This window comes from Pseudonocardia asaccharolytica DSM 44247 = NBRC 16224 (assembly GCF_000423625.1).
Classification (GTDB): domain Bacteria; phylum Actinomycetota; class Actinomycetes; order Mycobacteriales; family Pseudonocardiaceae; genus Pseudonocardia; species Pseudonocardia asaccharolytica.
Map to the genome: position 1 here is coordinate 1 of NZ_AUII01000056.1, position 6,261 is coordinate 6,261.

The following is a 6,261-nucleotide window of genomic DNA, read 5'->3' on the forward strand; positions in this document are numbered from 1 at the left end:
CTTTCCACCACCCACCAGGCGGCAGGCGGTCCTATCCGGTATTAGACCCGGTTTCCCAGGCTTATCCCGAAGCTGAGGGCAGGTCACCCACGTGTTACTCACCCGTTCGCCGCTCGTGTACCCCCGAAGAGGCCTTACCGCCCGACTTGCATGTGTTAAGCACGCCGCCAGCGTTCGTCCTGAGCCAGGATCAAACTCTCCAACAAAAACCTGGCATAACACCACAAACCAACTGGCACAAACAAACCAATCCACCAAACAAAGCTCGACACACTGTTGAGTTCTCAAAAGACACCCGCACACCCACCACCACACGGCACCCAGGAGGCAGAACCTCCCCCGAAGACGACCCCGTGGAGGTTACCAGCGGGCCTGTTGACCGAACCGCAAGGACTCGTTCTATCCGGCCGTCTCGCTGACACCCAGAAAACTACCTGCCTCCCGGACGACGGTCAAATCGACCCCCTAAATACTCTCTGACCTGCGCAAACACCGCCGATCGGGGTTAACGGGAGGTTTCGTCGAGATCGTTCCCCGCGACGAGCGGTCGGGCGTCGTCAGCGTGGTCGTTCGGCGTTCCGTCCCGGCCGCCCGCCATCTGACGTGCGGAGACGCCGACCTGCGCGGCGGAGGACGGGTCGTCGGCATCGCCGTTTGTCGAGCGTTCGTCGCGCGTTGAGGCCGTGGTCACGTCCGTCGGATCGGGCTCCTGCGCGGTGGACGTAGCGCTTCCGGTCGCTAGGCGGCGCAGCATCGCGTTGTACGCCTTCAGGTCGGCGTCTCCGTCGGCGTCGGCTCGACGATCATCGCGTCGTGCCGACCGCTCGTCGAGGCGAGACCACTGCACAACCAGCGCGATGACCACGAGGAGGATCGGCAGTTCGCCGGATCCCCAGGCCACTCCTCCACCTACCTGCTGGTCGTGCAGCAGGTCGGGCACCCACGGCAGCGCCAGGCCGCGGTAGAAGGTCTCACCGATCACGGTCTTCGTGCTCATCAACGCGATGCCGAAGAAGGCGTGGAACGGCACCGCGGCGAAGACCACGGCGAGCCTGGCGATCGGCGCCAGCCGGCGCGGAGCCGGGTCGATCCCGATCAGCGGCCAGAAGAACAGCGTGCCCACCAGCAGGAAGTGCGCGTTCATCGCGACGTGCGCCCAGTGCTCCCGGAGGGCGAGGGCGAAGAGGCTCGTGAAGTAGAGGATGTAGAAGTTGCTGACGAACAGTGCGAGGGCGATCAGCGGATGCGTGAGCCATCTCGCCGCCGGGGAGTGCACGGCCGCGAGCAACCACTCCCGTGGGCCAGGCGGAGCGGTCTTCCCGGCGACGGGCAGGGCGCGCAGCGCCAGCGTCATCGGAGCACCGAGCACCAGCAGGATCGGCGCCAGCATCGAGAGCGTCATGTGCCCGCTCATGTGCACGCTGAACATGGCCGGCGAGTACCGTCCGATCCCCGAGCTCGTCGCGATGAGCAGCACGGCGCAGCCGGAGAGCCAGGCGACGATGCGTCCCGTGGGCCAGGCGTCCCCGCGTCGGCGCAGCCTGCGGACTCCCGCCAGATAGATCAGCGCACCCGCGATCGCCAGCGATCCGTAGATCAGGTCGAACCGCCAGTCGAACAGCAGCCGGGCGATGGTCGGCGGCCCGTACAGGTCGTACCCGATGAGGACCTCGGTCACCGACGGCGGTCCGGACGGTCGCTGGGGCGGGGCACTCCGGCCCAGCGCCACGGCGAGCCCGATGGTGCCGAGCATGATCAGCACTTCGACCGCGCCGAGCCGGACCAGCGCTCCCGTCTCGCCTCGGGCCGCGGCGTCCACCGAGCGGCGGCGGTGCGCAGCCCCGAGCGCGCCGAGGACGACCAGCGCGACCATCTTGCCGACGATCAGCCAGCCGTAGGTGCTGCCCAGCAGGTCACCCAGGGGGATCCGCACCAGCGCGTTCAGAATGCCGGTCGCGGCGAGCGCGACCCAGCAGACGAGTGCCAGACGGGAGAACCTCGGGACCGCTGTCGCCAGCACGCTCTTCCGGTCGGGCCCGGCTCCGCCGGTGGCCACCGCGACGATCGCGATGAGTCCACCGACCCACAAGGCTGCGGCGAGCACATGCAGCACGAGGCTGTTCGTCGCGACGTCATGCGCACCGCCTCCGGCGGAATGGCCGGTCAGGGCGACCGGGAGCGGACCCGCGACGGCGAGCCCGAAGACAACAACCGACCACCCCCAGCTGAGCACCAGCCGACATCCGACCATGACAAGAAGTGCGATCAGCGCGGTCAATGTCCAGGAGATCCCCGCTGCCAGCTTCGGCACGAGGGTCCCGAGCAATCCGATGTCGAGCACGTCGGACACCGGACGACCGAGCGCGTCGGCGACGTTGAGCGGGATGAGCAGGAGCGCACACGCGGCCCAGAGCGCGGCGGCGTACGAGCCCACGCGCACGGCCCGGTACCCGGCGACGTCGAGATAGCCGGAGCGTTGCGGCGGCGCGAGGAACGCCGCGAGCAGCAACGCCCCGATCGTCGTCACCATGCTGACCTGGGCGAATGCTCGCACGGCCGGCAATCCGACGGTCGTCAGCTCCCCTGGGTCGGGAAGCCCGAGGGCCTCGGCCGGGCGAGCGCCCGTCAGTGCGGTCAGGCCCGCGGCGATGAGCACCGCGATACCCGCTCCGAGTCCAACCAGACCCGCGACCCCGCTCGATCGTGACGAACCGGCCGGTCGCGCCGCTGGTTCGGCGGTCGTCTGCGCCATACCAACCAGGCTATGCCCGGCGCAACGGGTGTTGTCCGCCGCCACCGACCGCGCGCTTCGAGACGGCGGCGGCGCGACGACGGCTCAGGCCGGTTCTGAGGCCTCGGCCGCCGCCCCGACCACGATCCGCGGCTCCTCGCTGATCGGCCCCTCGAGCACGTCGGCGACCACGCAGGTGATGTTGTCCGGGCCACCGGCCTCGTTGGCGAGGGCGATGAGCCGCTCCACCGCCTCGGCGCGGTCGTCGACGCTCACCAGGACCTCGTGCATGCTCTCGTCGGTCAGCACCGCCGTGACGCCGTCGGAGCACAGGAGGTACCGGTCGCCGGGTGCGGCATCGATCACGCAGACGTCCGGGTCCGGGGCGTGCCCAGCCTGCAGCGCCCGCAGCAGCACGGACCGCCGCGGATGCGTCATCGCCTCCTCGCGGGTGAGCCGGCCTTCGTCGACGAGTGCCTGGACGACCGTGTGGTCGTGAGTCAGCTGGGAGAGGACACCGTCGCGCAGCCGGTAGATGCGGGAGTCCCCGATATGCAGCACACCGAGACGGGTGTCGTCGAGGAGTAGCGCGACCGCTGTGGTGCCCATTCCACGCAGCGCGGGGTCCCGGCTGGCCCGTTCGTCGAGCCGATGTGCCGCGTCCGCGAGGCCGTTGAACAACGCTGAGGCGAGATCGATGTCGTGCAGGTCGGTAGGCAGCGCGTCGTCGAGGTCGGACAAGGCGGCAACGGTCAGCGCGCTGGCCAGCTCGCCGTGAGCATGCCCACCCATCCCGTCAGCGACGCTCACGAGGCGCCGGCCGGCTGCTGCCGAATCCTGATTGCGTGCGCGTTGCCTGCCGACGTCCGATCCGACCGCGGACCGCAGAGCCAGTGCCATTGGCGCAGTATGAAGTCTGTGTATCGGCTTCACAAGAATCGAGGCCGTGAATTAGCTTTGCACTCGTGGCGGAAGACACAACCGTGAATTCGGGCGATATCGCCCGCCTCGGTCGTGTCAGCCGGGCCGCGGTGAGTAACTGGCGCCGTCGCCACCCGGACTTTCCGCAGCCGGTCGGCGGTACGCCGTCGAGCCCACGGTTCTCGCTGCGGGACGTCGAGGCGTGGCTGCGGCGCAACGGCAAGGCGTACACCGTGTCGGCGGCCGAGCAGGTCTGGCAACGGCTCCGCGCCGAGGGCGGCGAGCTCGGGCTCGGTCATGTCGTCGCGCGGGCCGGGGCGCTGCTGGTCTGGCTGCGCGACGGCGATGACGCACCCCTGGTCGCGGGCGTCGCCGAGCGGACCGACGCACGATTCGTCGAACTCGTCGAGGAGCTCGCCGAACAGCACGGGCACGCAGGTGCGTTCGAGCTGCTGCACGGGCGCTACCTCGAGACACACGGGCGGGTGCTCGGTGCGACGAGCACGGAGGTCACCCACCTCATGATCAGATTGGCGGACGTGCCGGGCGGTACCCTCCTCGACCCCGCCTGCGGCACCGGGGGTCTGCTGCTCGCGTCCAGGGCACGCAGGGTGTTCGGCCAGGACGCCGCCGTCGACAGCGCCGTCATCGCCGCGGCGCGGCTGCGGCTGCACCGGCGGACGACCACCGTCCTGACCGGGGACTCGTTGCGGCACAACGCTCTCGAGGACGTCGAGGCCGACGCCGTCGTGTGCGACCCGCCCTTCGGCGACCGCGAGTGGGGTCAGACCGAGCTGGTCGCCGACCCACGCTGGGTGCATGGTTTGCCGCCGCGCGGCGAACCCGAGCTGGCCTGGGTGCAGCACTGCCTCGCGCACGCGCGACCCGGCGGACGGGTGGTGATCCGGATGCCGGCAGCCGCGGCATCGCGGCGGGCCGGACGCCGCATCCGCGCCAACCTGTTGCGTGACGGCGCGCTGCGCGCCGTGCTCACGCTCGGACCCGACGCCGACCTCTGGTTGCTGCGCCGGCCGCGACCCGGCGATCCGGCACCATCCCGGGTGCTCCTGCGCGACGCCGACCAGGCCGGCGACGTGTGGGCCGATATCGCGTCGGGGCATGGAGTCCGGATCGTCGATCTGCTCGACGACGATGTGGATCTCACCCCGGCCCGGCACGTCCACCGGGTCAACGCCGGAGGGCTCGGGCAGGGCTACGCCGACGCGCTGGAGCGATTCCGGGAGCTCGAGCTCGTCCCACCGGAGCTGCCGACCCTCACCGAACGCCGGGACCTGCGGACCACACCGATCGGACGGTTTGAACGGGCGGGCGTGGTCTCGATCCGCCAGTCGACGTCGCAGATGCCCGTCAGCCGCGGCGAGCTCACCGTTCTGACCAGCGAAGACCTGACCCTCGGACGACCGGCGTCCGGACGGACCGTACCCACGGACCGGGTGGTTCGGCTCGAGCCCGGCGACGTGGTCGCGGCACCGACCGGAGCGGCACGGGTCGTCGAGGTCCCGGCCGTCCTCGGCCCCGGGCTCGCCGCCTACCGGGTCGACCCCACCCACCTGGACGCCGAGTTCCTCGCGGGCGTGCTGCGCGCCGCGGGCCCGTGGAACCGCGGCGCGAGCCGTACCGAGCTGCGACGGACCCATGTACCGCGGCTGCCGCTGCCCGACCAGCAGGCCTACGGCCGCGCGTTCCGGGCGCTGCTGACGCTGCAGGACACGGTGCGTGCGGTCGCTGAGCAGGGCGACAGGCTCGCCCGGCTAGGTCTGAACGGCCTGCTGGACGGGCTGCTCGGGCCGCCGTGACTCCTTTTGTAAAGTGCCGTCGAGAACACCCGCCCAGGTCCGGGCCGCGGCTGGGGGCCCGCTAGGCTTCCGACGACGGTTCCCGACCGCCGAGGCACGATCCGCCCTCGTAGCTCAGCTGGATAGAGCAAGAGCCTTCTAATCTCTAGGTCGCAGGTTCGAATCCTGCCGGGGGCACAAACCCTTCCTGAACAGTCAGGATACCGTCGAAGCGGCCAGCGCTGGCCGTCCGGCAGAAGCCAGAATCCAAGAGCAATCGAGATACCAAGAGCCTGTACGACCCGAGATTCTCGGTGCCGTCGCTCCCGCTCGTGCCTCACCAGTCGCTCCGGTCTTGCTCTATCCAGCCGAGCTACAGGGTCAGCGGTCGCGCCTGCGCCCCTGGCGTGGTGACCGTTCCTCGCCCTCGTCCGGCGGCAAGTACGGCCGAGCCCAGTTGTACGCGGTGGTCTGACTGTGAGGATGGTCGAGCCGGCCCGGTGATGGTGGGCTGGTGGTGACAGCAGCGGGGGTGACCCGTGGTCTGACTGGCGTGATGCCCTTGAGCGGACTTGTCCGCCTGCTGTTGTCGGCACCGGCCCGGCCCGGAGCAGCTGGCCTGATCAGGAGCATGACCGCCGGACTCGACCTCCGACGTGTCCCGTCACAGTCCTGCCGCGCTCCGCACCGGACCGGACCTCACGTCCGCCACGGTCAGGAGAACGCATGTCCATGCTGGCAGAACTGGTCGAGCTCGTCATCGGGGTCGACACCCACGCCGATACCCACACCGCCGCGCTGGTCGCAGCCGGC

The 6,261-nt window shown here is 69.9% G+C and carries 3 protein-coding genes, 1 tRNA gene and 1 rRNA gene; 2 read left to right on the top strand and 3 right to left on the bottom strand.

The window, feature by feature from the left end; translation table 11 throughout:
* The 3 genes from G567_RS0124815 to G567_RS31355 form a co-directional block, all read right to left on the bottom strand.
* Positions 1–206, bottom strand: a 16S ribosomal RNA gene (locus tag G567_RS0124815); the annotation flags it as partial.
* Between the two features lie 299 nt (positions 207–505).
* A complete protein-coding gene (locus tag G567_RS31350; RefSeq protein ID WP_084796437.1) occupies positions 506–2,752 on the bottom strand; it encodes a bifunctional copper resistance protein CopD/cytochrome c oxidase assembly protein in 2,247 nt (748 codons plus the stop codon).
* Between the two features lie 84 nt (positions 2,753–2,836).
* On the bottom strand, positions 2,837–3,631 hold the full coding sequence (locus G567_RS31355; RefSeq protein WP_037058137.1) for a PP2C family protein-serine/threonine phosphatase: 795 nt from the start codon (positions 3,629–3,631) through the stop codon (positions 2,837–2,839).
* 131 nt (positions 3,632–3,762) lie between these two features.
* Here G567_RS31355 and G567_RS0124830 point away from each other — a divergent pair, with 131 nt between their 5' ends.
* Both G567_RS0124830 and G567_RS0124835 read left to right on the top strand, forming a co-directional pair.
* Entirely contained in the window at positions 3,763–5,469 is a 1,707-nt protein-coding gene (locus tag G567_RS0124830; protein ID WP_307724178.1) for an HsdM family class I SAM-dependent methyltransferase, read from the top strand.
* A 103-nt stretch (positions 5,470–5,572) separates the two neighbouring features.
* Positions 5,573–5,646, top strand: a tRNA-Arg gene (locus G567_RS0124835).
* Positions 5,647–6,261 lie beyond the last annotated feature (615 nt).

Excerpts from the sequence above, each read along its gene's own strand:
- G567_RS31355 (WP_037058137.1), bottom strand. The coding sequence starts at position 3,631 with ATGGCACTGGCTCTGCGGTCCGCGGTCGGATCGGACGTCGGCAGGCAA.
- G567_RS31350 (WP_084796437.1), bottom strand. The coding sequence starts at position 2,752 with ATGGCGCAGACGACCGCCGAACCAGCGGCGCGACCGGCCGGTTCGTCA.